Below are 22,521 nucleotides of genomic sequence, written 5' to 3' on the forward strand. Positions count from 1 at the left end.
AAAACAGTTAGATGGACAGGGATGGGTCTGATTGGACGGTACGGCTTCGATAAAAGCCCGAAAGAAGTTGCGACTAGCCCAGACTCCGGATCAGGCTGCTTCGTCTTCCATGGAGGCTTCTGCGGCCGCCTGTTCTGCAGCGGCGGCTTCCGCGGCAATGCGTGCGCGTTCCCGGGCTTCGTCTTCAATGCGCTCGGCGTAATCGATGAACTCTTTTGCGGGCATGGGAGCGGCGAAATAATACCCTTGCGCCGCTGTTACGCCGAGTTCCATCAAACGATCGATCTGCTCTTCTTCTTCAACGCCCTCGGCAATGATGCCCATCCCGAGATTGTCCGCAAGCTCGACCATAGAATCCACAATGGTCGTGGAGTTGTCGTCGGAACTGATGCTGTCGATGAACATCTTGTCGATCTTGATGATATCCACGCCCAGCTTCTGCAGATAGGCCATACCGCCATGGCCAGTGCCCACGTCATCAAGCGCGATGCGAACGCCGAGGGCCTGCAATTCGGCCATGATTTTGCGCGCCAGCTCCATATCCTCAAGCGGATAGCGTTCGGTGACCTCCACAACGATTTGCTGGTAGGAGATCTCGGAATTCTCGAAGGTGTTTTTGATGTCGGACACGATCTCTCGGTCAAGAAAATGCCCGGCAAAGAGGTTGATCGACAGCTTGAAATCCGGAAACTCACCATAAAGTGCGCCAACTTCTTCACTGGCCACCCGCATCATGTGGCGTGTCATGTCAAAGATATGACCATTTGCTTCCGCATACGCCATGAATTGGCCCGGAGAGACAATCACTCCGTTCGGGCGGCGCCAGCGCATGAGAACCTCGCAGCCGCGAACGCGCTTTGTTTCGATATCCATGACCGGCTGATAATACGGAATGAACTCGCCGTTGCGGATCGCTGCAACGAACTCGTCGTTGGCTTCGCTCTCGGGGCGCCATGAATACCAAATGCCGATTGCAACAAAGAGCAACGCAATCGCTGCGCAGGCGGCAGCTGCAATGACCTTCAACTGCTGAACGGCCTGCAGGGCCGCAGAGGCGGGTGCGTTGACGATGGCAATCAATGGATAAAGCTCGGAGGCCACTTCGACCGACAACATTTCGCTCGGATCATTGCCTTCCGAATTGTAACCGCCGACCTGATACCAGAGCAGATTGTCGCCAAGGCGTAATTCCGTGCGCCTGTAGGAACGCAGATATTCCGGTCCCGGATCCATTGCGATCACCGCCGGGGTGATTTCTGCAAACAACCGTGTCTCGTTTTTCAGATCCCAGCTGACCACAGCCGCTCTGGCACCGAGGTAACTGCGCTCCAGCATGCCAATGCCCACAAGCGGCCCATCCGGACGCAACGGTGGCAAAACCACTTCGGCGGACAGTTCCCGGTCGGGGATAATGCACATGCGCTGCCCAGAAGCGTCCACCAGACCAATGGCATCAATCATGCCATGGTCGATGATCTGCTGCTCGTAAATGATCCGGTCCGCGGCATCACATGTTTCAACATCGTCGCGGTCCAGTCTTTGCAGGAAAGAAACCGTACTCGTGATGACCTCTTCCGCACGGCTGATAGACACTTGTCCCATCGCTTCCATCTCGGTGACGGCGCGGCTCTCGGCGTATTGATTGAGGATAATATTGATTGCAAACAGCGGTGTTGTCGCAAGCACCAGTGCGATCAGAACCGTCTTAGCAAAACCGAAATAACGAAATGACAATGCGCAAGCCCGTTGAGTACCATCTCCCGCAAACCATGCCGCGAAATGGGTAAACAAGCCCTGAATGCAGAAGCATTTCTTAACTCTGACAGGACGATTCCACTAAGCCAGCTGGCTATTTGGCAGCTTATGATGAACCCAAACTGCGACTGCATATGCTGAGGCTGCGCCTACCGCTGTTTTCATTTTCCACAACCTTTCGGCGCACATTTGCCGGCACAAGTGCGGAAATCCGCCAAGAGCGTGATCGCCGTCACATTGTCGCTGCACCAATCGGGTGACAAAACCTTCGAGGCAGGTCAAGAAACCGGTCTCTTTTTCAATTCGCACCAGCTGCAATAAATGGGTCCCTATCTGTCGCCGTTGGTATTAAGCTATGACGCAGGCTCGCGTCAGCCCTGACACTTCACGTTTGGAGTACACATCATGATTTCCAAGAAGTCCCGGATCGGCCTCGGCCTTTCGACCGCAGTTGGTCTGTTTTTGGCTCAGGCTGCACCGGCCCTCGCATTCGACCCGAGCGGCGTACCAGTTGCCGACGCGTTCTTGAAACTCCTGGATGCCGACAGCGGCGACGTGGAAAGCTATGGCAGCGTCAACGAAACGGGCGGTGACGTCACCATCGCCGATCTCGTTCTCAAAAGCGAAGATGACGACGGCACTGTCACCATCGGCACCACGACCCTTTCCGGCGGTTCTGTTCTGGACAATGGCCGTTTGAAACTGAGCGGCCTTCAGCTTCAAGACCTAGAACTTGCGGCCGACGATGGCGGCCTCACCATGGCGAACATGACCGCAACGGATCTTGTCTTGCCAGCGGCTGAAGAAGTTCAAAACGGCGCCCCGACCGTTGATCCGAGCTACAAGACCTTCGAAGCTTCGACCATCCAGATCAATGACGAAGATGGCAAGATCGCCACAATCGACACAATCACCTCGTCCATCGATGAAATGGACGGCGATCAGCCAACAAGCGGCAGTTTCGCAATCTCAAACATCGTCGTGGATGTGAAAGAGATCCAGGCCGAAGAAGCCAAATCCCTGCAGGACCTTGGCTACGAAACCCTCAACATGAACATTTCCGGCTCCGGCAAGTGGGATCCGGATGCGGCTACGATCAATATCCCGGACCTGAAGATCGATGGTCAGGACGCTGCCGCGCTGACCCTGTCGCTCTCACTCGGAGGAGTAACCCGGGAAGTTGTGGATGAGCTGAACAAAGCTTCCGACAATCCGGAAGAGTCCATGGCCCTTCTTCAGAACATCTCCGTGTCCAATGTCCGCATCCGTTTGGATGATGCTTCCCTCACCGGCCGAGTGCTGGATCAGGAAGCTCAAAAGGCCGGTGTCGATACCCAGCAGTATGTCGCTGGCCTGACCGGCAGCTTGCCGCTGATGCTGGGCATGCTTCAAAACAAGGACCTCGAAGGCCAGGTTGCCGAAGCTGTGACACAATACCTGACGAACCCGGGGTCCCTGGAAATCACCGCGTCTCCGGAAAACCCGGTCCCGTTTGCCCAGATCATGGGTGCGGCGATGATGGCCCCGCAAATGGTTCCGCAGTTGTTGGGCGTGTCCATCACGGCCAATCAGTAATCCATACTCCGAAAACAGAAAACGCGGCGGAACACACCGCCGCGTTTTCTGTTTTCATCAGGCTTGATCAGGTATTGGTGATTTCGAAGCCGATGGCGTCGAAGAAGGTGACATCAAACAGCTCACCACTCTTGATCTTAAGATCACTCAAGATTTCCGGGTTTTGAACTGTGTAGGTGCGTTCCTCACCATCCGGGCCGGTGAAACGGACCTTTCCGGTTTCCGTGTCCGCGGTGAGGATCTTGACCGTGACGGTCATCTGACGGGCTGTCAGGCCCGCGGGCAAGCGGTCCTCATCGGCAAGAACGACGGTCTTTGAAGCATCGATCTCAGGCTTGGTGTTTTTGCTTTTCTCGATGTCGATTACGACACCGGCAAGATACGTCACGTTCAGGAATTGGTTTTCCCGCACCGATGCGATGTCAAATCCGGCCTGAACCGGCACTGCGAATTCATTGCGGTCCTTCGCCTTGACGATGATCTCGTTGCGGGCCGGGTTGGTCGTGACAACCTGAGCTCTGTAGGACACCTTTTCGGCGGCCGCGAAGGCTTCCTCAAAGGTTGGCTCGGACATCGCCGAAGCGGCACCAGAAAAGGCAAACACTGACATTGCGGCGGCCGCAATGGTCGAAATGAAGGGATGTGCTGACATTTGAAAAGTCCTTTGCAATATCGGTCAAGATGTTCGATGAGACCAAGACCACTCGCTGATCAATAAGCGAACATCTGAGTCGAATGCGCCCCTTTTGCGAACGCAAAGATTGCAAATATTTAAGAATTCGCGCAAATGAACTCGGCAGAATTTTTACCAATTACCGATTTGGAATAATCATCTGCTTGGCAGACTTTTATCTGCTTTAGTTTTTATCAGCTGTTTTATTGCGTGTCCCATGCTGCTTCTTAAGGCAAAACGACCTACCAGATTTGAAAATCCATGATTGTCAAAAACACTAAACACTGGAACGCAGATAGCATAGTCAGATCTTCACATCGCGCATTTCCGCAATAAAAAACTAACCAATTTACTTGACGAAAATAAAACACTTATTGCTTTCCATACCAACTCCACTGAATTTTACTCAGGATTGGATATCAAAATGACAGAACTCACCTCAACAAAAACTAGATTAACTACATTATCTATACTTACAGCGTTACTAATACCAATGTTAGTACTCATACAAAAACCTGCGAGCGCTGCTGACTTGGTCGTTCTGGCAAAACCGGAGGCGCCGTTCAAGTTTGAAGAAAGCGGCCAGCCACAAGGCATCGATATTGAGGTTATAGACGCTGTATTCGACAAGCTCGGCATCTCTTACAAAGTGGAGTTCATCCGGTCCGACGCCAGAATCCAGGAGGATGCACGAAACGGTCGTGCGGACATGCTGCTTGTGTTTTCAAAGAATGCCAAGCGCCAGGAGTACCTCACCTATCCGGAAGAATCCTATGTCGACATCGGCTGGAATTTCTTCATCCGGTCAGAGGATCAGGACAAGATCGTTTACGAGAGCTTTGATGATCTTAAAGACCTCAAAATCGGGATCACAAAGGACATCTCCTATACACCTGAATTTCTTGCATCGGGCTTGAGCTTCGAGGAGTCACCAAGGAGCGAGCTTCAGATCGGCAAACTTCTGGCGAAAAGATTTGACGCTGTTCCAATGAACACCATCAGCACCCTCTACGAACAGAACAAAGAGGGGAACCTCGACAAGATTGCGTATCTTCCCAAGCCACTGAAATCTAAAGCGTATTACAATGTTTTTACAAAAGCGTCTAAGTATCCGGGAATTGAGGGCCTGCCTGCAAAATATGACGCTGCCGTCAGAGAGCTGAAGGCTGACGGTACGATCGACGCGATCTTTGCGAAATATCTCGGCAACTAACGGACCACCAGTGACTAGAAATGAAAAAGGCCCGTAACAACAGGCGTCATGGGCCTTTTGCAATGGTTTAGAGCGTGTCGCGTGTTTGAGTTCAGGACGTTTCAGGTTTCGCGTTCGAGGCGCTACCGAGAGGCAGCGAAACCTGAATCCGTCTAAACGCGACTTGCTATAAGGCAGCGTTATTCCGCGGCTTCCGTCTTGTCCTGAAACTGCAGATCACAGAGCCGCCGGTAAATGCCGTCGTGATCGTAGAGCTTGTCGTGCGTTCCGCTTTCAACAATCCTGCCCTTATCCATAACGTGGATCTGATGGGCATGACGCACGGTTGAAAGCCGGTGTGCAATAACGAGTGTCGTCCGGCCGGTCATCAAGGTTTCCAGCGCGGACTGGATCTTGGCTTCAGATTCTGCATCCAATGCCGATGTTGCCTCGTCCAGCAATAGGATCGGTGCGTCCCGGAGCATCGCACGGGCAATGGCGATCCGTTGGCGCTGACCACCGGAGAGATTGTTGCCGCCCTCCCCGGCACTGGTGTTGTATCCGTCCGGAAGAGCGGTGATGAACTCATGCGCATTCGCTGCTTTCGCCGCCTCGATGATGTCCGCTTCGGTTGCACCAGGCACACCAACGCCGATGTTGTCGCGAAGGCTCATGTTGAAGAGATAAGCCTCCTGCCCGACGTAGGCGATGGACCGGCGCAAGGTCGCGACCTGAACCTCTGTCACTGGCTGACCGTCAATCCGGATTTCGCCGGATTGGGGATCATAGAACCGCTCGATCAGCGAGAACACGGTCGACTTGCCGGCACCCGAGGCACCGACCAACGCGGTCATTTTCCCCGGTTCGGCCTCGAAAGACGCACCGCTGAGTGCCGCTCCCTCGCCATAGGAAAACCGGACATCGTCGAACACAATTTCACCGCTTGAAACAGCAAGGGATTTGGCTCCGTCGCGGTCCTTGAGATCGGCTTTCTCATCGATCAACTCGTACATCAAGCGCAGGCCGACCATTTCACGGCCAAGATTGACATTGAGCCGCGCCAGGCGGCGTGCCGGATCGTAAGCGAGCAAAAGCGCCGTGATGAAGGAGAACAAAGCGCCCGGGTCCTGACCCAGCTCCACTACGGAATACCCGCCGTAGAAGATGACCATCGCAATGGCGAACCCGCCGAGCGTGTCCATCATCGGCGATGTCCGGGCGCTCAAGGTTGCGATTTTGTTGGCCTGTCTTTGAACGTCTTCTACCGAGTCGCCCATACGGTCCCGCATGGCGTCTTCCATTCCGAAGGCCTTGACCACACGCACGCCAAGTACGGTTTCTTGCAGGGCTGCCGTAATCTTGGCGGTTGAAACCACCTGGCGGTTCATATGTTTCTTGACCCGCCGGATCAGTATCGCAACGCCAATGACCGCCGGCGGCATGATGACGAAGGCAAAGAAACTCAGCAGCGGGTTCTGAACGACCATCACGATGACAAGACCGATCAAGGTCAGGAGATCACGGCCGAGCGAGACGACCACCATGTCCATCGTCATGCGGGCGGAGTTCACCCCTTGTGTGACGATCACATTGATCTCGGCGAGCGATTTACGGTCGTAATAAGCCTGGTCGAGCTGCAAAATATGGTCAAACAGGCGCTTCTGAAGGCTGGCAATAATCGCGTTGCCGACCCGAGCAAGCACCACCAGCTGGCCATAGGTAGAAACGCCCTTGACCGCGAATATCAGCATCACCACGCCGGCAATGACATAAACCATCTGCTGGTCGCGGTTGACGAACACCTCGTTGACCACGTCGCGCATGATCCAGGCACTGGCCGCTGTGGTCGCCGCCACAAACCCCATGAACACGAATGCGAGCGCGTACTGAGGCAGATAGGTCCTCAGGTTTTCCCCGAAGAGACGCCGGATCAAGGGAATGGTTTCATTCGGATCCGTCTCAGCGTTCACTTTCCGAAAATTGAGCACCCACTCATGCCTTTCTTCGGCGCAACCGGACCCAGTGTCCTTCCCTGCGCCACCCTGCCCGCACTATCTATCGCGTTTCGCGGCATTCTTAAAACCAGAAGCATCGCCTGTTGCATTGAAATCTGTGATTTCATGCAGCGATGGACGACACAGCCATTTCGCGAACTGCGTTGTTGCGAGTCGATCAGCGGCAATTCACCGACCGGAGCTTTCTAACCGTCTGATACGACAAAGGCCAGCAGAGCCGGCCTTTGTGCTGAAGTGAACTGGGGCCTTCTATCAGGCTTTTGCACCCTTTCCCGGAAAGATCACTCTTCCGGGAGGTTAAGCCGCAGATGCAGTTCGCGCAGCTGGGCGGTATCCGGCTGGTTTGGCGCGCCCATCATCAGGTCTTCAGCTTTCTGGTTCATCGGGAACAACATGACTTCACGGATGTTCGCTTCATCCGCCAGCAGCATCACGATCCGGTCGATACCGGCTGCGCAGCCACCGTGCGGAGGTGCTCCGTACTGGAACGCGTTGACCATGCCGCCGAAACGCTTGTTGACTTCCTCATTCGGATATCCGGCGATCTCGAAAGCCTTGTACATGATTTCCGGCTTGTGGTTCCGGATCGCACCGGACACCAGCTCGTGACCGTTACAGGACAAATCGTACTGGTAACCGAGGACCTCGAGCGGATCACCTTCCAGCGCTTCCATCCCACCCTGCGGCATGGAGAACGGGTTGTGTTCAAAATCGATCTCGCCGGTTTCCTCGTCCTTCTCGTAGATCGGGAAGTCGACGATCCAGGCAAATTCGAACCGGTCCTTGTCGGTGTGGCCGAGCTCTTCACCGATGGTGACACGGGCTTTTGCGGCAACGGCCTGGAACTGCTTCGGCTTGCCACCGAGGAAGAAGGCCGCATCGCCGACCTCAAGACCGAGCTGCTGGCGGATCGCTTCGGTGCGCTCCGGACCAATGTTCTTGGCGAGCGGACCGGCCGCTTCCATGGACCCGTCTTCCGCCTTGCGCCAGAAGATGTAACCCATGCCCGGCAGGCCTTCGCCTTGCGCGAACTTGTTCATGCGGTCGCAGAACTTGCGGCTACCACCTTTTGGGGCCGGAATGGCGCGGATTTCCGTGCCCGGCTGTTCCAGAAGGTTTGCAAAGATCGCAAAGCCGGATCCGGCGAAATGCTCGGACACGATCTGCATCTTGATCGGGTTGCGCAGGTCCGGCTTGTCGGTGCCGTACCACAGTGCACTATCCTTGTAGGAGATCTGCGGCCAGTCGCGGTTCACCGGACGGTTATTGCCGAACTTCTCGAAGACGCCTGCAATCACCGGCTCGATCGTGTCGAAAACTTCCTGCTGGGTCACGAAGGACATTTCCATGTCCAGCTGGTAGAAGTCGGTCGGCGAGCGGTCGGCGCGCGGATCTTCATCGCGGAAACACGGCGCGATCTGGAAGTACTTGTCGAACCCGGAGACCATAAGCAGCTGCTTGAACTGCTGCGGTGCCTGCGGCAGCGCGTAGAACTTGCCCGGATGCAGACGGGACGGCACCAGGAAGTCGCGCGCGCCTTCCGGAGAAGACGCCGTGATGATCGGTGTCTGGAACTCGTTAAAGCCAATCGCCCACATGCGGTCGCGGATATCGCGCACGACATTGGAGCGCAGGATCATGTTGTTGTGCAGCTTCTCGCGGCGCAAATCCAGGAAACGGTATTTCAGGCGCACCTCTTCCGGATACTCCTGCTCGCCGAAGACCGGCAGCGGCAATTCCTTGGCGGAGCCCAGAACTTCCATGTCCCGGATAAAGACTTCGATATCGCCGGTTGGAAGGTCAGGATTGATGGTCTCTTCGGTCCGTTTCTTCACGGTCGCGTCTATGCGGATACACCATTCGGAGCGCACGGTTTCAGCCAAACCGAAGGCCGCAGAATCAGGATCGACCACGCATTGTGTCATGCCGTAGTGATCGCGCAGATCGATAAACAGCACCCCGCCATGATCTCGGACCCGGTGGACCCAGCCGGAAAGACGGATGGTCTGGCCTTCGTCGGACAGACGCAGATCACCGCAAGTATGGCTACGGTAGGGATGCATTCTCGTTCCTCAATTCTTGTTCAGATGTGCAGAGCGCCTCAAACAGCCAGTCGCAATGTCGAGACACAGAAAACCATTACGGCCCGCAGAACGCAGGCCGTGCGCGCTGCACAAGCCATGCCCAGCGCGGAATGTCAAGGGAACGGCAAGCAATCATCAAAACGAAGAGCTGGAAAACCCGATGGAACCCCAACCGATCTACCGGATCATGTCTTCCGGTTTCTCCTCATGGTCCACCGCCTCCGCCGCCAGCTCAGCGTGAGGCCCGAGGATGCTACGGATTTGGCCCCTCTTTTGAAGGTCAATGATCCTGGAGTTGATGGCAGCGACAAACGCCCGCCCCGGCTCATTGTCGTGGCAGACAAAAGATATGGGCAGGCGAATGTTGTGGAGCGTGATCGGACTGACACGCAGGGCATCCGGCTTGCCCAATTCCTCTAAAGCGAGTGCCGTATCCGGATGGTGCCCCAGGAATGCATCCAGGCGCCCGAGGCTGAGCATTTCAATAAGCTGCTCTTCCGACGGGATCGGATAGAACTTTTCCGCGTCTGCAAGGCCGTGAATGCTGCCAGACCCTTCGATGTAACCCACCCGATACGGGTCGAAATCAGATAGAGATGTGAAAGATGCCCCGTTGGTCGTGGTGTAGACACGGAGCGACACAATATCGACAGGCTGAGAGGCGATCAAAGTTGCCGTTTGATCACCGGCATCAAGCCCCATGATGTTCGTCGGAAAGAGACAACTGCCGGTATCACCGAGGAACAGAGCCCTTGCACGGTTGAGCGGGGCAGCTCCCCTCGGCACCTGTGCAAGTTGGCCAGACAGCGCCACGTCCAGCAAAAGGTCATATTGCTTGCCGCTGGTTTCGGTCAGCCTGTGCGGAAGATAGTTCAGATAGAGCTTAACGGTATCTGGCTGTTGCGCGCCTGCAGAGGCCGGCGACAGAATAACCGACGCAAGGAACAAAAATCCGACATGGCCAAGTCTAAGTTTCTTGCAGGTCATGATGTATTCTGTCTTTGCAATGCACTGGGATCAAGCCTAACCCTCATCAAACACCCCCTGATGACCGTTCTCCGTCACATCGGACCGTTAAAACGTCTTCCTCATTGAGAGACTTGGGCGCCAATGGCATCTTCAGCATCAGTCGGGAGATTGGCGTGCGGCCCTAGCACCCGGCGAATGTCACCGTCTTGGTGCAACTGCCGGATCCGTCCGTTGACCTCGTCGATAAAATGTCTCCCATCCGGCGTGTCGTGACACACGAAGGAAATTGGAAAACGGACATTGCTCACAGTGATGGGACTGACGCGAAGAAGACCGGGCCTGTTCAGGTCTTCCAAAGCCAAGGCTGTGTCCGGGTGATGACCCAGGAACGCATCAAGACGTCCGAGTTCCAGCATCCGGATAAGCTGTTCTTCAGACGGAATGGGAACGAAGAGTTTATGCTTGGGGCCAAGACCTTGCACAGTGCCGGACCCCGCGATGTAGCCGACCCGTCTTGGGTCAAAGTCATCGACAGATGTGAAGGCTTTCTCCGTATCTCCGGTCGGCGTGTAAAGCCGCAGGGAAACAATGTCGATCAGTTCTGAAGACACAATTGCATCCGGCTCGGCGACTGCGTGAAGTGCCTTGACGCTGATCGGAAAGAGGCAGCTGTCACGGTCGGACAAGAACAGTGTCAATGCGCGTTTCATAGGGGACGCTTCACGGGCAACATTTAGTTCGGTCCCGGCGAAAATCTCGTCCAACAGGCGGTCATACTGCTTGTTGCTGGTTTCCGTCAGCCGGTGCGGCAGGTAGATCAAATGAAGATCCGTTTCGGCATAAGCTGCCGCCACAGGGGCCGCCAGATTCAAGCCCATCGCCAAAAAGACAATAGCAATTAGACGCTTGGAATTTCCGTATAGCGAATGCATTAGCGCTCTCTACCCAGTGGCCTGCAGTATCTGCAGAGCTATTTCTGACCTCCCGTTGCGGAAGCCTCCTATTGCATTCCGGGCGTCAGGTCACCCATAAATCTAGCCATCTTCTCACATTATGGGATAACCGCCGCTGACCGCGGCTTGCTGTGAAGGGCTAACTCTTTAAATCAATTAGATATTCTATCCGCTCAAGTTGTTCCAAGCACAATCACGTCAAATGACTCTGCGGTGTGGATATACAGCAGTGGTCAACCGCAAAGGCTCATCTTCTTGCTTCGAACAGACCTTGTTCTCCCGCCGGTCCAGCATGTTTGCCCAAGATCAAACGGATTGCGCAGTCTTACAAGCATCCCCAGTCTGCTGGTTCTCTTCGACTGGAAACTCGGCCCCCGAGGTAGTGTCGTGGCAAATGAGGTTCACCGGACACGTCGAAGTATTCCAACCCTGGCCCAGTCCTGCCAATTACCGACTTCTGTAACCCTAGCCTTCCCGGGGAGAAAATCGCTGAGAGACAACGGCTACAGTCACAATGCTATTTGGCTTCTGATCGACATCTTCCGGTCGCAACCCAGTATCTTTTTGAGTTCAGACAAAACTTGCGACCAATCCGGATTATTCCGGTTTGAAAGATCTCGTTTTCCCAGACGATTGGGGTGAGGCAAATTTTAGCGAACACCTTTAAACGACTTAAACAGGTCGTATTGTTTTTGTAACGGACGATTGCGCGCACAATACCCATTACAACGGTTACCAGAACCGCGATATGCAATGATGAGAAGGCCCTCAATGCTTCGCTTTGCCGCCATCACGACCCTCTTAGTTGGCCTCCTGTCAGGACCAATTGGCGGCATCGGTGCAGGTGTTGCGCAGGAACATCAGACACTCACAACGCCGTCCCTTGTCGTGGATCTCGACACTGGCGTTGTCTTGCATGCCGAAGCGGCTGGAGATCCCTGGTATCCGGCATCGACAGCGAAGCTGATGACCGCGCTCGTTGCATTCCAAGCCCTTGAGCGCGGGGACGTTGATCTCTCAACGCCGGTTATCTTATCCCATAACGCAATGGACCAGTCCGCTGCATATGCCGGATTGAAGGTCGGCAATGCAATGACGCTGGAGGATGCGCTCTATGCGGTATTGGTAGGTTCAGCAAATGAAGTGGCCGTCGCGCTCGCGGAAACCGTCGCAGGGACCGAGGCTGCATTTGTCGACCTGATGAACGCGGAAGCGGTCCGACTGGGGATGACGGCAACCCATTTCACCAATCCGAACGGCCTCTTTGATCGCAAACAAACCGTATCCGCGCGCGATCTTGCGGTTCTCGGCCGCCACCTTTTCCAAGAACATCCGCAATACCATAAGATGTTCCAAACCGCCGCTGTAACCATCGATGACAAGGAACTGATCTCGTACAACGAACTGATCACGCGCTACCCCGGAACGCTGGGGCTCAAGACCGGTTTTGTCTGTTCTGCAGGCCGCAACATCGTGGCGATCGCAGAACGGGATGGCAAACGTCTGCTGGCCGTTGTTCTTGGCGCAACAACCGGGCGGGAGCGCGCAGAACGGACCGCCAAACTGTTCGATGAAGGCTTTGCGGGAAATCTCGCTGCCGAAGGCACAAGCCTTGTCGAGTTGCCCAACGTATTGGAGACAAAGCCGGAAGACATGCGCATGCGGCTCTGCAGCAATGAAACCGCTGCCTATGAGGCCGGACAAAACCGGCGCTATCCGATGGGCCTCGTCGGGGCGCCGAGCTATCTCAAGGATCCAGTATCCGCCCCGACCCACAGCTTCCAGACATGGTTCGTGCCCCAGCCTGAGTTTGTTCCTGTGCCCAGCGCAAAACCCGTGCAAGCGGTTGAGCTCATCGTTACACCACCGGCAAGCGGATCTACCGTCGAAATCGTGCCACCGCGCAAACCACCCTTGCCAAGAGGCTGATCCATCACGGCATCCTGGGACTACGACTGCCTAGATGTCGGTCAGGCTGATTGAGATGTGGAGCTTGTTGCCGTCCGGATCCCGGACATAAGCGCCATAATAGTCCGGATGATAATCACGTGGGCCGGGCGCCCCTTCATCCGTCCCACCGTTGTTAAGTGCCGCGGAATGAAACGCGTGCACTCCGTCTCTGTCAGCAGCATGAAAGATGAACTGGGTGCCGTTTCCAAACGTCGCGGGCTTGTTGTTGTAAGGCGTTACGATGAACACGGTCACCCGCCCGTCTGCTTCCGCATAGCCTCTTTCATGTTCTCCTTTAAATGCGGGCGTAATTCCGATCGTTGCAAACACCGCGTCATAAAACCCGGCTGCTTTCGCCATGTCGTTTGTCCCGATGCAAACACCGCTCAGCATGTTCGATTCTCCTGATCTTCAATCACCCCACCATCCTCACCCAGACAAGAACGCGCAAGGCAAGACCCAACCGGAGAGCGTAAATGACGCTCCAGCTTACCCTGAAAGGCGTACCCGATGACGTTGACGCTTGCGGTAGCAAGAGTTGGCTGCCAATAAAGATACAACGTCAGATTTGGAGATACTCAAATGAAAGACATTGTCATCACCAGCGCTGCCCGGACAGCTGTCGGCAGCTTCGGCGGGTCCCTGAAAGACATGGCACCGATTGACCTCGGCACGGCGGCTGCAACGGCTGCAATTGAGCGCGCCGGCATTCAGGCCGACCAGGTCGAGCAGGCCTTCTTCGGCAATGTGATTCACACAGAGCCGCGGGATATGTACATCTCGCGTGTGGCCTCCCGTCAGGCGGGTGTGCCGGACCATGCGCCCGCGCTCACCATGAACCGTCTATGCGGGTCCGGTCTTCAGGCAATTGTCTCTTCGGTCCAGGCCATCTCCATGGGCGACGGCGATGTCACTCTCGCGGGCGGTGCGGAAAGCATGAGCCGATCCGGATATCTGATGCCTGCGGCCCGCTGGGGCCAGAAGATGGGCGACACGACAGCGCATGACATGATGACCGGTGCTCTGCACGATCCGTTCGGCATTGGACATATGGGCGTTACGGCAGAAAACGTTGCAGAGCAGAATAACATTTCCCGCGAGCGTCAGGACGCGTTCGCGCTGGAAAGCCACCGGCGTGCCAGCGAAGCGATCAGGAATGGTCACTTCAAAGATCAGGTCATCCCGCTGACTGTTGGCCGCCGCGGCAAGGAGACCGTTTTTGATACGGACGAACATGTCCGCCACGATGCCAAGATCGAAGACATCGCCAAGCTGCGCCCGGTCTTCAAAAAGGACGGCCTGGTGACCGCCGGCAATGCCTCCGGGCTCAATGACGGGGCAGCCGCGATTACCCTCATGACATCTGAAAAAGCCGCTGAACTGGGTGCCACACCACTGGTGAAAATCCGCGCTTATGGTGTTGCAGGTGTCGATCCGGCCGTCATGGGCATTGGCCCGGTTCCGGCCATGCAGATCGCGATGAAACGCGCTGGCATCACAGCGGCCGATCTGGATGTGGTGGAATCCAACGAGGCTTTCGCCGCACAGGCCTGCGCTGTCAACGATCTGCTCGGATTGCCGGGCGAAAAGGTCAACCCGAATGGCGGCGCAATTGCACTCGGCCATCCAATTGGAGCAACGGGTGCAATCATCATGACAAAGCTCATTTACGAGCTGAAGCGGACCGGCGGCTCTCTCGGTGCTGCCACCATGTGTATCGGCGGCGGCCAGGGCATTGCGATCATCGTCGAAAACGCAGGCTGACGCATGAGAAGACAGCATCAATGGGCGGTCCATGTGACCGCCCTTTTTCTTTCTACACACGACGATGCTGAATTAGCGCGCGTATCCCTTGGCAGCGCGGAAAAGCAGCTCTGCAGAATGCTGCCCCTCTTTTTCAGATGAAACGCGGTTGCTAGAACGGGTCTAGATTTTGGCCCCGGAGCTTCCGCAATTGTTTTCCGTTCTTTCAAACCGAACTTACCGGCACCTGTTCTTTGCTCAGGTGGTTGCCTTGTTCGGCACCGGCCTCATGACCGTCGCGCTGGCTCTGCTTGCCTACGACCTTGCGGGCGCGGATGCTGGCATTGTGCTCGGCACTGCACTCGCCATTAAGATGATCGTCTATGTGACCTTGAGCCCGGTGGCTGCCGGATTTGCAGCCCGGTTTCCAAGGCGCGGATTTCTGATCTTTCTGGATCTGGTCAGAGCATCGGTCGCTCTGGCCCTGCCTTTTGTTGACGCGGTCTGGCAGATCTATGTTTTGATCGCCCTTCTCCAGTCAGCATCCGCCGCCTTCACACCGACGTTTCAGGCGACCATTCCAGACATCCTGACCGACGAAGACGACTACACAAACGCCCTGTCACTCTCCCGCCTCGCCTATGATCTTGAAAACCTTCTAAGCCCGATGGCCGCCGCGCTTCTCGTCAGTGCGATCGGTTTTCATTGGCTCTTCACCTGGACCTCTGCAGGCTTTTTGGTATCGGCTGCTCTTGTGTTCAGCACCGTGCTGCCAGCAATGAAGGCGGTACAAAGCGTTTCCCCGTTAGAACGGATCAAAAATGGGGTGGAAATCTATCTCAAGACCCCGCGCCTGCGCGCGCTGATGGCGCTCAATCTCACGGTCGCGGCCTCCGGCGCCATGGTGGTTGTCAACGGCGTTGTTCTAGTCAAATCCGAACTCGGCCTCAGTGATACCGATCTCGCTCTTTCCATGGCGGCCTATGGCAGCGGTTCCATGGCTGCCGCATTTCTAGTCCCCAAGCTCTTGAAACGGTTTCCGGAGCGGTCCGTGATGCTCTCTGGTGGCGCGATGCTGCCAATACTGCTTCTTGTATTTGCAGCGCTTTATTCAAACCTGCCTGAACAGGCGATCTGGCCCGCGCTGCTTTTCTCCTGGGCGGTCATGGGTGCCAGCATGTCGGCCGTGCTGGTCCCTTCTGGCCGCCTGTTGCGAAATTCCGCGCACGCTGAAGACCGGCCGCTTGTCTTCGCCGCACAATTCGCGCTGTCCCATGCGGGCTGGCTGATCACCTATCCGCTGGCGGGTTGGCTCGGCAGTACCGCCTCCATACCGCAAACCTTGACCGTCCTTGCGCTGGTTGCAGCACCCGCTGCCCTTGCAGCATCCTGGCTCTGGCCGAAAGACGATCCGAGATACCTCATCCACGATCACCCGGACCTGCCGCACGATCACCCGCATCTGGTCAATGCCCATGGCACCCGGCACGGGCATGATTTCGTTATCGACGGCCTCCATCCGAATTGGCCGGACCGATGAGTTAAGCTGCGTTCATCGGCTATCGTTTGCGTAGTTCTTCTGTCTGCCCTCAGGTATCGACTGCCTGCAACAAGGGATGCCATTGGCCACGAACCTCGTGGGACTGCGCATCCAAAAAATCAAAAACCCCGGTCCCGGCTGCCGCATGCTTTGCATAGGCAACCCGGTCGGAAATGCGGCAGAGAACCGGATATCCTTTCTGGGCCAAAGTCTGTTCCAGTTCAGCCACTTGGGCAGATCTGCGATTGATCCGGTTGGCCACCACGTGAATATCCGCTTTGCCCTTCCGCACGCGTTTGATTTCCGAAATACCGTCGAGAAATTTCAAGGTCGCATTCCAGTCAAACGCGGAGGCCAGAACGGGAACCAGAATGTCGGAAGCTTCGGCGATCAATGTCTTTGCGAGTTCGGAGCGCAGACCACCCGGGCCGTCAATGACGATCGCGTCCAGCCCCTTGGTCTTTTCACCGATGCTGCTTTCCTTGGTCCAATTCAGCCCGTCGATTGCGGCAAACTTGCTCGGCCGGCGCTTGACCCAGGAAAGGCTCGACTTTTGCCGGTCTGCATCGGCCAACGCCACATCCTCACCGCGCGCCGCCAAGGCGACCGCCAGATTGGTCGCGATTGTTGTCTTGCCGCATCCGCCTTTGGAATTGACCACCAAGATCTTGCGCATTCCCGCTCCCCATTCAAACGTCTTATCTACTTGCGCCCACACTAGGCGCACATATTGCGCCTTTTCAAGATCTACATCGCCAATCGGCACCATTTCGTGGCGACAAGCAGGCAGAACTCGGGTATAGCTTTCGATCACCATGGAAGTGATTACAAAAACTGAAGACCTCGCCGCTGCCTGTCAGCGTCTTGCCACCAACGACTATGTCACCGTCGACACGGAATTTCTCCGCGAAACGACATTTTGGCCGAAGCTCTGCGTTATCCAGATGGCCGGAACCGACATGGCCTTTATCGTTGACGCTCTGGCTGAAGGCCTTGATCTAGATCCCTTTTTCGACCTGATGCGCGACGACAGTGTGACAAAGGTGTTTCACGCTGCCCGGCAGGATATCGAAATCATCTATCATTTGGGCGGCCTGATCCCCGCCCCTCTGTTCGACACGCAAGTTGCGGCCATGGTCTGTGGATTTGGGGACTCAATCTCCTACGACCAACTTGTCTACAAGGTCACGGGTGCACGGATCGACAAGTCGTCCCGGTTTACCGATTGGGCCCGCCGGCCGCTGACCGCCAAGCAACTGGATTACGCCCTCGCCGACGTCACCCATCTGCGGGATGCCTATCAGTTCCTGAAAGCAAATCTAGCCGAACAGAACCGGACCCATTGGGTCCAGGACGAAATGACAGTCCTGACGTCGGTTGCGACCTACCGCACGGATCCAGACCAAGCCTGGAAGCGCTTGAAACTCCGCGTGCGCAAGCCGGTTGAGCTCGCGGTGATGATGGAAGTCGCCGCATGGCGCGAAACCGAGGCCCAAAACCGGGATGTCCCCCGCAGCCGCGTGATCAAGGACGACGCCATCTATGAACTGGCCGCACAACAGCCGGTGACGGCGGAAGCGCTTGGCCGCTTACGGACAATCCCGCGTGGCTTTGAGCGATCCCGCAACGCAGACGAAATCCTGAAAGCGGTCCGCCGGGCACTGGAGATCCCGAAATCCGAGCTCCCGAAATTGCCGAAAGGCCGGCAAGCTCCTGATGGATCTGCCGCGGCGGTCGATCTGCTGAAGGTTCTTTTGAAGCTCGTCAGCGAAGCCCATGGCGTTGCAGCCAAGGTCATTGCCACGGTCGACGATCTGGAGAAGATCGCGGCTGATGACAACGCGGATGTCGCGGCGATGAAAGGCTGGCGGCGGGAGCTGTTCGGAGAAACCGCGCTCAAGCTCAAGCGCGGCGAAGTGGCCTTGGCGTTCCAGAACCGGCAGATCACTGTTCTGGAGCAAACACCTCAGCAAGCCACACAAGCAGCAGAGTGATTACAAACTCAAAATAGAGATCTGACAAGGAGGTGCCGTTTCAGGCACCTTTTTTACCTTTAGACCCGGAGACCAATCGAAAGCCTAAGTGAACAACTATGCGCTGAGGCGCACACTCACCGGTGCATCAATGACCTTGGACAGCTGACCGACACGCTTGCGCAGGCGTTCTCCATCGAGATCAGCCAGCTCTGTGCCAAGATCTAGCACAAGCTCCTCGCCTTCCTTGCTGATGCCGACTTTCGGCAGCATGCCGCCCATGGAGGCACTCAAGAGCGAGGCAACACGCAACGTCGCGCCCAGAACCTTGGCGCGGATACGAAGCCGGTCGGTGAACAGCTCCCGGATAACGGTCGAAAGTGCGCCTTCCCTGAGCCCCTCATGACGGTAGAAGACGGCGGCAGACAAATAGGCCCGGCTTGCGTGATCAAGACCTACGAACGATGCGTTGGAAATGATGTTGAGGCTCTGCTCCCCGCGATAATCCGGATGCGCCCGCCAACCAATATCAGATAGGAGACAGGCCGCATGCCGCAGCCGGGTTTCGTTGGCGGTCTCTTCGATCGAAAGCATTTGGAACAAGGCGTCGGACCAGGCAATCAATTCCTCGGCGAATTGTGGTGATCGCGCCCGCAACACACAAAGCTCGCGCGCTGCCTCAATCACCGGATCCTGCGCCTGCATTTCCGGTGACAGTTTGGAATGAAGAAGTCCTTCGCGAACACCGGTTGCCGAAAACACAAGCCGCTCCGCCTTCATGGCGGTGAGCACACGCTCCAGAACAACGGCCCCGATCGGAACGAGCGGACGGCGTTGCTTGGAAACAACCTCGGCAAGTTCCACGCCTTCCAGATCCGGAACCGCAATCTTTCGACAGAACTCAATCGCCTCATCGGCGTTGATTTGATAGTTGTGCATCACGTGCAGCGGATAGTTTTTCTGCATCAGATGAAGACGGCCCAGCGACCGCCACGTTCCACCGACTGCATAGAACGTCCGCTCTCCCGGCGGCAAATCCGGCCAATGGAAGTCCTTCAGTGTTTCCTCTGCAATCTCGGAAGCCTTTTCGATGCTGCCCTCGGCCATTTCCGCAAGGCGCAGACCACCGAGAGGGAATGTCATGCCAAGGCCCGGTCCTTTGTCATCGACTTCGACGAGCTCCAGACTGCCCCCGCCCATATCGCCGACAAGTCCGCGCGGCTGCCAGAACCCTGCAGTAACGCCAAGGGCCGAAAAATAGGCCTCTTCGTTGCCGTCCAATATCCGCACAGGTGCACCGAGGATCGCCTCGACCTCGCGGACGAAATCCGGCCCGTTCTCTGCATCGCGCGTTGCAGCCGTCGCAACAATATAGATGTCCTGACAGCCAGTATGCTGGATTAAGGCGCGAAAGCGCACCAACTCGCCAAGTGCGGCCTTTACAGATCCGTCCGCCAGCTGCCCGGTCGCCGCAACGCCGCGCCCAAGACCTGCCAGCATCTTTTCATTGAAAAGCATCGTCGGCGTACGCGCCTTGCGCTCATAGATCACCAGACGAACAGAGTTGGATCCGATGTCGACCACTGCGATAGGGCCGGTGCCGTTGAGCCGGCCACGCGCCGGATGATGTTGGGAAGACATCAAAGGTCAATCCTTGCCCTTGCGGCCTGTCGGCGGGCAGGTTTCCTGACCACCGATCTTGAATGTGCCAGCACTTAACGTCATCGGATCACAGGGTCAATTCCAGAATTACAGTTTCCGCCGCGCATCTGATCGCTCAGCTAAACGGCCAGTTCATCTTCTCTTTTTTCGCTTAACGAAAGGCTTCGGGCGGTCGCTTTTCAAGGATTTGCCGCGGCCGGACAAAGACGGGTTCGTCATGAAATAGCGATGGGCATTGAACGGCTCGTCAGTGGCGCCGGGTTCAATACGCTCGTGACTGCCGTTTGAAAGGATCCGCCAGCTTTGCTGATTGTCCTTCAAATTGGCCACCATGATCTGATCAAGAACCTGCTCATGCACTGTCGGTGTCGTGAGCGGCACCAACACTTCCACACGGCGGTCGATGTTGCGCGGCATGAGGTCGGCGGAGCCGATATAGACATGCGCTTCAGGGGACGGCAGGCCATGACCGTTGCCGAAACAGAAGATCCTTGAGTGCTCCAAGAAGCGGCCAACGATGGATTTCACCCGTATGTTGTCGGACAACCCGGCAATCCCCGGCCGGAGGCAGCAAATACCACGGATGACGAGATCGACCTGAACACCCGCCTGGCTCGCCTTGTAGAGCGTGTCGATGATTTCCGGATCGACCAAGCTATTCATCTTCATCCAGATCTGTGCCGGACGGCCCGCACGGGCATGTTCGATTTCCGCTTCGGTCAACTCGATCATGCGGCTGCGCAGATTGACCGGCGAAACAGCCAGGTGATTGAGCTCTGCCGGCTCTGCATAACCGGTGATGTAGTTGAAGACCCGCGCGGCATCCTCGGCAACGCCCGGATCATCGGTAAAGAAAGAAAGATCCTCGTATATCCGAGCCGTGATCGGATGATAGTTGCCGGTCCCGATGTGGCAGTACGTCTTCAGCTGCCCGTGCTCCCGCCGGATCACCATGGAGAGCTTCGAATGGGTCTTCAACTCAATAAAGCCAAAGACAACCTGAACACCGGCACGTTCCAGATCGCGTGCCCACTTGATGTTGGCCTCTTCATCGAACCGGGCCTTCAGCTCGACCAGAGCGGTGACCGACTTTCCGGCTTCGGCCGCCTCCGCCAGCGCCTTGACGATCGGCGAATTGTTGGATGTCCGGTAGAGCGTCTGCTTGATCGCCACCACATCCGGATCTCTGGCGGCCTGGCGCAAATACTGGACGACGACGTCAAACGACTCATACGGATGATGGACAATGATGTCCTTCTGATGAATTGCTGCGAGGCAATCACCGCCGTGCTCCCGGATGCGTTCCGGAAAACGGGCCGTGTAGGGCTCAAACTTCAGATCCGGCCGCTCCAAATCCACGATCTGGGACAAGTTGTTCAGCGCCAACAGCCCTTTGGCGAGGAAGATCTCTTCCCCGTCAACATCCAGGGCATCTGCCACAAATTCCAGTAAGGCGGGCGGCGTTGTTTCCTGAATTTCCAGACGGATCACTGATCCGCGCCGACGGCGTTTCAGGGCGCTTTCAAACAAGCGCACCAGATCTTCCGCTTCTTCCTCGATTTCCAGATCACTGTCGCGGATGACCCGGAAGGCGCCTTTGCCGCGGATTTCGTAACCCGGGAACAAACGGTCGATGAACAGCGAAACGACCTTCTCGATCGCAATGAACCGCTCGGCCCCGTCACAGGTTTTGGGCAACTGCACAAAGCGCGCGACCTGACTTGGAATACGCAGCAGGGCAATCATGCTCTGACCACCGATTGCCGGTGCGAGTTCAAAAACGATTGAAAACCCGAGGTTCGGAATGAACGGGAACGGGTGGGCTGGATCAATCGCAAGCGGCGTCAAAACCGGGAAGATGTAGGACAGGAAATGGTCTTCCAGCCAATCTTTTTCCTCGGCATCCAAGAGGTCGCCGTGCAGGATCTCAATGCCCTTTTCGGCAATCTCACCGCGTAATTCGCCCCAGATCTGCTGCTGGGTCGCCTGCAACTGATGAACCGCCTCGCCGATCTTCTCCAGCTGTTCCGTCGGCGTCAGCCCGTCGTCAGAGAGGTTGGTGACTTCCGCGCGTTGCTGGCCACGCAGACCCGCGACCCGCACCATGAAAAACTCATCCAGATTGTTGGCAGAAATCGAAAGGAACCGGACCCGCTCCAGAAGCGGATGGTTGCGGTTCATGGCTTCTTCCAAAACCCTGAGATTGAACTGCAGCCAGGAGAGCTCCCGGTTCATGAACCGGGCTGTCGATGTCGGTAGATGCTCAGCCGTATCCCGCGCCGCCTTGATGTCCGGGTGGTTGGGCACCTTTTGCACTGAGGAAACAGTGTCAGGTGCGTCAACAGTCTCGGTCATAAGGGTTCCTCCGGTCCGAAGCATTAACTCAACTCAGCAGGTTGCCGGCTCGCTTCTGGTCATAACATCTGAAAGCTCAATG

16 protein-coding genes are annotated in these 22,521 nt (G+C 56.2%); 6 read left to right on the forward strand and 10 right to left on the reverse strand.

Features of this window, described 5'->3' with window-relative positions; translation table 11 throughout:
- Positions 1-90: 90 nt before the first annotated feature.
- Entirely contained in the window at positions 91-1,734 is a 1,644-nt protein-coding gene (locus ACQY4Z_RS01990; protein ID WP_428526208.1) for an EAL domain-containing protein, read from the reverse strand.
- A 426-nt stretch (positions 1,735-2,160) separates the two neighbouring features.
- On the opposite strand from ACQY4Z_RS01990, the gene ACQY4Z_RS01995 reads away from it, so the two are divergent.
- A complete protein-coding gene (locus ACQY4Z_RS01995; protein WP_428526210.1) occupies positions 2,161-3,330 on the forward strand; it encodes a hypothetical protein in 1,170 nt (389 codons plus the stop codon).
- 67 nt (positions 3,331-3,397) lie between these two features.
- On the opposite strand, the gene ACQY4Z_RS02000 is transcribed toward ACQY4Z_RS01995, so the two are convergent.
- Positions 3,398-3,982 (reverse strand): hypothetical protein, encoded by a 585-nt coding sequence (locus tag ACQY4Z_RS02000; RefSeq protein WP_428526212.1) that lies wholly within the window; start codon positions 3,980-3,982, stop codon positions 3,398-3,400.
- A 445-nt stretch (positions 3,983-4,427) separates the two neighbouring features.
- Here ACQY4Z_RS02000 and ACQY4Z_RS02005 point away from each other — a divergent pair, with 445 nt between their 5' ends.
- A complete protein-coding gene (locus tag ACQY4Z_RS02005; protein ID WP_428526214.1) occupies positions 4,428-5,216 on the forward strand; it encodes a substrate-binding periplasmic protein in 789 nt (262 codons plus the stop codon).
- Positions 5,217-5,395: 179 nt separating this feature from the next.
- Here the strand turns inward: ACQY4Z_RS02005 and ACQY4Z_RS02010 are convergent, their stop codons facing one another.
- From ACQY4Z_RS02010 to ACQY4Z_RS02025, 4 genes are all read right to left on the reverse strand, one after another.
- Entirely contained in the window at positions 5,396-7,165 is a 1,770-nt protein-coding gene (locus tag ACQY4Z_RS02010) for an ABC transporter ATP-binding protein (protein WP_428526216.1), read from the reverse strand.
- A 326-nt stretch (positions 7,166-7,491) separates the two neighbouring features.
- On the reverse strand, positions 7,492-9,273 hold the full coding sequence (gene aspS, locus ACQY4Z_RS02015; RefSeq protein ID WP_428526218.1) for an aspartate--tRNA ligase: 1,782 nt from the start codon (positions 9,271-9,273) through the stop codon (positions 7,492-7,494).
- 198 nt (positions 9,274-9,471) lie between these two features.
- Complete coding sequence (locus ACQY4Z_RS02020; protein ID WP_428526220.1) at positions 9,472-10,281, reverse strand: hypothetical protein; 810 nt, start codon at positions 10,279-10,281, stop codon at positions 9,472-9,474.
- A 101-nt stretch (positions 10,282-10,382) separates the two neighbouring features.
- The gene (locus tag ACQY4Z_RS02025; protein WP_428526222.1) at positions 10,383-11,195 is read right to left on the reverse strand and encodes a hypothetical protein; all 813 of its coding nucleotides are present in this window, start codon (positions 11,193-11,195) and stop codon (positions 10,383-10,385) included.
- A 792-nt stretch (positions 11,196-11,987) separates the two neighbouring features.
- Between ACQY4Z_RS02025 and ACQY4Z_RS02030 the strand changes: the two genes are divergently transcribed.
- Positions 11,988-13,145, forward strand: a complete 1,158-nt coding sequence (locus tag ACQY4Z_RS02030; RefSeq protein WP_428526224.1) for a D-alanyl-D-alanine carboxypeptidase family protein — start codon at positions 11,988-11,990, stop codon at positions 13,143-13,145.
- A gap of 30 nt (positions 13,146-13,175) precedes the next feature.
- On the opposite strand, the gene ACQY4Z_RS02035 is transcribed toward ACQY4Z_RS02030, so the two are convergent.
- The gene (locus tag ACQY4Z_RS02035) at positions 13,176-13,559 is read right to left on the reverse strand and encodes a VOC family protein (protein ID WP_428526226.1); all 384 of its coding nucleotides are present in this window, start codon (positions 13,557-13,559) and stop codon (positions 13,176-13,178) included.
- Between the two features lie 189 nt (positions 13,560-13,748).
- On the opposite strand from ACQY4Z_RS02035, the gene bktB reads away from it, so the two are divergent.
- Positions 13,749-14,930, forward strand: a complete 1,182-nt coding sequence (bktB, locus tag ACQY4Z_RS02040; protein WP_428526228.1) for a beta-ketothiolase BktB — start codon at positions 13,749-13,751, stop codon at positions 14,928-14,930.
- 190 nt (positions 14,931-15,120) lie between these two features.
- Positions 15,121-16,449: an MFS transporter gene (locus tag ACQY4Z_RS02045; RefSeq protein WP_428526230.1), complete on the forward strand. Its 1,329-nt coding sequence runs from the start codon at positions 15,121-15,123 to the stop codon at positions 16,447-16,449.
- 49 nt (positions 16,450-16,498) lie between these two features.
- On the opposite strand, the gene ACQY4Z_RS02050 is transcribed toward ACQY4Z_RS02045, so the two are convergent.
- Complete coding sequence (locus ACQY4Z_RS02050) at positions 16,499-17,125, reverse strand: AAA family ATPase (protein ID WP_428526232.1); 627 nt, start codon at positions 17,123-17,125, stop codon at positions 16,499-16,501.
- A 139-nt stretch (positions 17,126-17,264) separates the two neighbouring features.
- Here ACQY4Z_RS02050 and rnd point away from each other — a divergent pair, with 139 nt between their 5' ends.
- Positions 17,265-18,443, forward strand: a complete 1,179-nt coding sequence (gene rnd, locus ACQY4Z_RS02055) for a ribonuclease D (RefSeq protein WP_133950257.1) — start codon at positions 17,265-17,267, stop codon at positions 18,441-18,443.
- A gap of 96 nt (positions 18,444-18,539) precedes the next feature.
- Here the strand turns inward: rnd and ACQY4Z_RS02060 are convergent, their stop codons facing one another.
- Both ACQY4Z_RS02060 and ACQY4Z_RS02065 read right to left on the reverse strand, forming a co-directional pair.
- Entirely contained in the window at positions 18,540-20,063 is a 1,524-nt protein-coding gene (locus tag ACQY4Z_RS02060; RefSeq protein WP_428526234.1) for an exopolyphosphatase, read from the reverse strand.
- A 153-nt stretch (positions 20,064-20,216) separates the two neighbouring features.
- Positions 20,217-22,439 (reverse strand): RNA degradosome polyphosphate kinase, encoded by a 2,223-nt coding sequence (locus ACQY4Z_RS02065; RefSeq protein WP_428526236.1) that lies wholly within the window; start codon positions 22,437-22,439, stop codon positions 20,217-20,219.
- Positions 22,440-22,521 lie beyond the last annotated feature (82 nt).

The sequence above is a fragment of the Roseibium sp. genome (assembly GCF_965276855.1).
Taxonomy (GTDB): Bacteria; Pseudomonadota; Alphaproteobacteria; order Rhizobiales; family Stappiaceae; genus Roseibium.